The organism is Rhizobium sp. PEPV16, assembly GCF_008919455.1.
GTDB classification, from domain to species: Bacteria; Pseudomonadota; Alphaproteobacteria; order Rhizobiales; family Rhizobiaceae; genus Rhizobium; species Rhizobium leguminosarum_Q.
The window spans coordinates 1-2,585 of record NZ_VSZV01000067.1 but is presented as its reverse complement, the minus strand read 5'-3'; the positions used below and the strand labels follow the sequence as shown (position 1 = coordinate 2,585).

Annotated in this window: 4 protein-coding genes; all 4 read right to left on the bottom strand. The window is 58.4% G+C overall.

Annotated elements, in window-relative coordinates; translation table 11 throughout:
• Positions 1–353: MFS transporter (locus FY112_RS00650; RefSeq protein WP_151517375.1), on the bottom strand; the 353-nt coding region annotated here is incomplete at its 3' end.
• A 1-nt stretch (position 354) separates the two neighbouring features.
• Positions 355–648 carry a metalloregulator ArsR/SmtB family transcription factor gene (locus FY112_RS00645; protein ID WP_011652911.1) on the bottom strand — a complete coding sequence of 98 codons (294 nt, stop codon included), beginning with the start codon at positions 646–648 and terminating at the stop codon, positions 355–357.
• A gap of 554 nt (positions 649–1,202) precedes the next feature.
• Positions 1,203–2,099 carry a LysR family transcriptional regulator VtlR gene (locus FY112_RS00640; RefSeq protein WP_018446649.1) on the bottom strand — a complete coding sequence of 299 codons (897 nt, stop codon included), beginning with the start codon at positions 2,097–2,099 and terminating at the stop codon, positions 1,203–1,205.
• 22 nt (positions 2,100–2,121) lie between these two features.
• The coding region (locus FY112_RS00635) for an FAD-dependent oxidoreductase (RefSeq protein WP_181018114.1) at positions 2,122–2,585 on the bottom strand (464 nt) is incomplete at its 5' end.

Below are 2,585 nucleotides of genomic sequence, written 5' to 3'. Positions count from 1 at the left end.
CCGGCGGCGACCACCGAGCCGATGCCGAAGAATGCGCCGTGGCAAAGTGCTGTCACGACACGGGCGATCATCAGCACCCAGTAGTCGCTCGCCAGAGCGCAAAGCAGGTTGCCGGCGATGAAGAAGGCCATCAGCGCAATCAGGGCGGTGCGGCGCTTCAGCTTCGCGGTCGAAACGGCCATCACAGGCGCGCCGATCGCGACTGCCAGGGCATAACCGGTTACCAGCCATCCGGCCTGCGGGATGCTGACCGAAAGATCGGCTGCGACCTCCGGCAACAGACCCATGATGACGAATTCGGTGGTGCCTATCGCAAACGAGCTCAAGGCAAGAACGAGGAGGGCGAGGGGCATTCTAAAGGTCCTGCGTCAGTTGCTTGAGGAAGGCGGCGATCGTTTCTTCGTTGCGCTTGTAAAAGATCCACTGGCCGACGCGTTTGGTGGTGACGAGGCCGGCACGATGCAGCGTGCCGAGATGGGCCGAGACCGTCGACTGCGACAGGCCGCAGCGCTCGAACTGGCTGGCGCAGACGCCCATTTCGAAAGGATGCTCCTGCGAGGGGAAATGCTCCTCGGGATTTTTCAGCCAGTTCAGAATGTCCATCCGGGTGGGATGGGCGAGCGCCTTGATAATTTCGTCTTTGTCCATCGTCTTTCGCCGAACTGTAAATCGTGTCTGGGCGATATATCGATCGTCAGTCTTCGATATGCAAATCACGGAGGCGTGAGGTGGCGGATTTTATTGAATGAGCAAATTTTGGGCAAAAAAAGAGGGCCACCGGAAAACCAGGGCCCTTATAATTGTGAAGGTCAAAAAACCTCCAGAGGGGAACAGCTAATGCGGTGGTACTGGGAGAGAAACCACAAGATGCATCAGCTGAAAGGGATATGGTGCTTCCTTGAGCAGGTTTCAATGCTTTTTTGTGCATGTCTGCTATGCGCCGCACAATTTTTTTGCGGTGCGGCATTTCGCTGAGGAAGAAAGGCAAAAAAAGAGGGCCACTGGAAAACCAGGGCCCTTATAAGTGTGAAGGTCAAAAACCTCCAGAGGGGAACAGCTGATGCGGTGGAACTGGGAGGAAAAGCCACCATGTGCATCAGCTATGAGCGATATGGTGGTTTAATGTGCAAACGGCAACCCTCATTTGTGCATGCCAGTCATGCGTGTTCTGCATAGTCGGCAATTTATCAATAAAACCAGGCTCAAAAGTTCCAGTTTCTGGCCTTGCTGACGATGAAATCGCGGAAGGCTTTCAGCTTGGCGGCGTTCTTAATCTCGTCGGGATAGCAGAAATAGGTGTCGAAGGAAGGGACGTCGGCATTGATTGCCAGCTGAATCAGGCCTGGGTCGCGGCCGACGATGTAATCCGGCAGGCAGGCGACGCCGATGCCGAGCAGGGCGGCGCGCTTGATCGAGGTCTGGCTGTTGATCTGCAGATGCGGAATACGCTTGTTGTCGGACGAGCGGCCGGCGACCTCAAGCCAGTTGACATCGAGCAGGTAACTCGGCGCCGGTTCGCCGAAGGTGATGATGCGGTGATTGTCGAGATCCTCGACCTTCTGCGGCTCGCCGTGGCGATTGATGTAGGACGGGGCCGCATAGACGTGCATGTGCACGGTGAAGAGTTTGCGCTGGATGAGGTCGGATTGCTGCGGCTGGCGCAGGCGGATCGCGCAGTCGGCATGACGCATGTTCACATCCACTTCCTCATTGTCGAGGATCAGCTGGATCTGCACATCGGGATAGAGCTGCAGGAATTCCTGGATCTTGTCGGTCAGCCAGCCCTGGCCGAGGCCGACCGTCGTCGTGACGCGCAGCTTGCCGGATGGAGTCTCAGTCGTCTCGGTGAGCTGCATCTTCACGGTTTCGAGCTTCAGCAGCACGTCATGGGCGGTGCGGTAAAGCAGTTCGCCCTGTTCCGTCAGAATCAGGCCACGCGCATGGCGGTGAAACAGCTTGGTGCCGACATCCTGCTCCAGCGCGCTGACCTGGCGGCTGATGGCGGATTGGGACAGATGCAGTTTATCCGCCGCATGCGTGAACGAACCCGCCTCGGCAGCTGCGTGAAAAATACGCAGCTTGTCCCAATCCAATGGCATTCCCCCACCCCTCATGCCGATCTTACTCCGCGGCCACGGCGACGGGCATGTGGCCCGTCAGGTATCGCTCGGCTTCAAGTGCTGCCATGCACCCCAGGCCGGCGGCAGTGATCGCCTGGCGGAACGTATCATCCGTCACGTCGCCCGCGGCATAGACGCCGTCCAGGCTGGTCGCAGTCGAATCCGGCGCGGTCCAGAGATAACCATTGTCCTTCAGCTTCAGCTTGTCCTTGAAGAGCTCGGTTGCCGGCGCATGGCCGATGGCGATGAAGACGCCGTCGATCGCCACCTCGGTGATCGCGCCGGTTCTGACGTCGCGCAGGCGCGCGCCGGATACGGATTGCGGCATCGGCGGCTTGGCCGGGGTGCCGGTAATCTCAGCCACTTCGGTATTCCACAGAACTTTGACATTGTCCTTGGAGAACAGGCGTTCCTGCAGGATTTTCTCGGCCCGGAAGAAGTCGCGGCGATGCACTAATGTGACCG

Bases quoted from the DNA above. Each gene is read 5' to 3' on its own strand.
- FY112_RS00640 (WP_018446649.1), bottom strand. From the start codon at position 2,099: ATGCCATTGGATTGGGACAAGCTGCGTATTTTTCACGCAGCTGCCGAG.
- FY112_RS00645 (WP_011652911.1), bottom strand. From the start codon at position 648: ATGGACAAAGACGAAATTATCAAGGCGCTCGCCCATCCCACCCGGATG.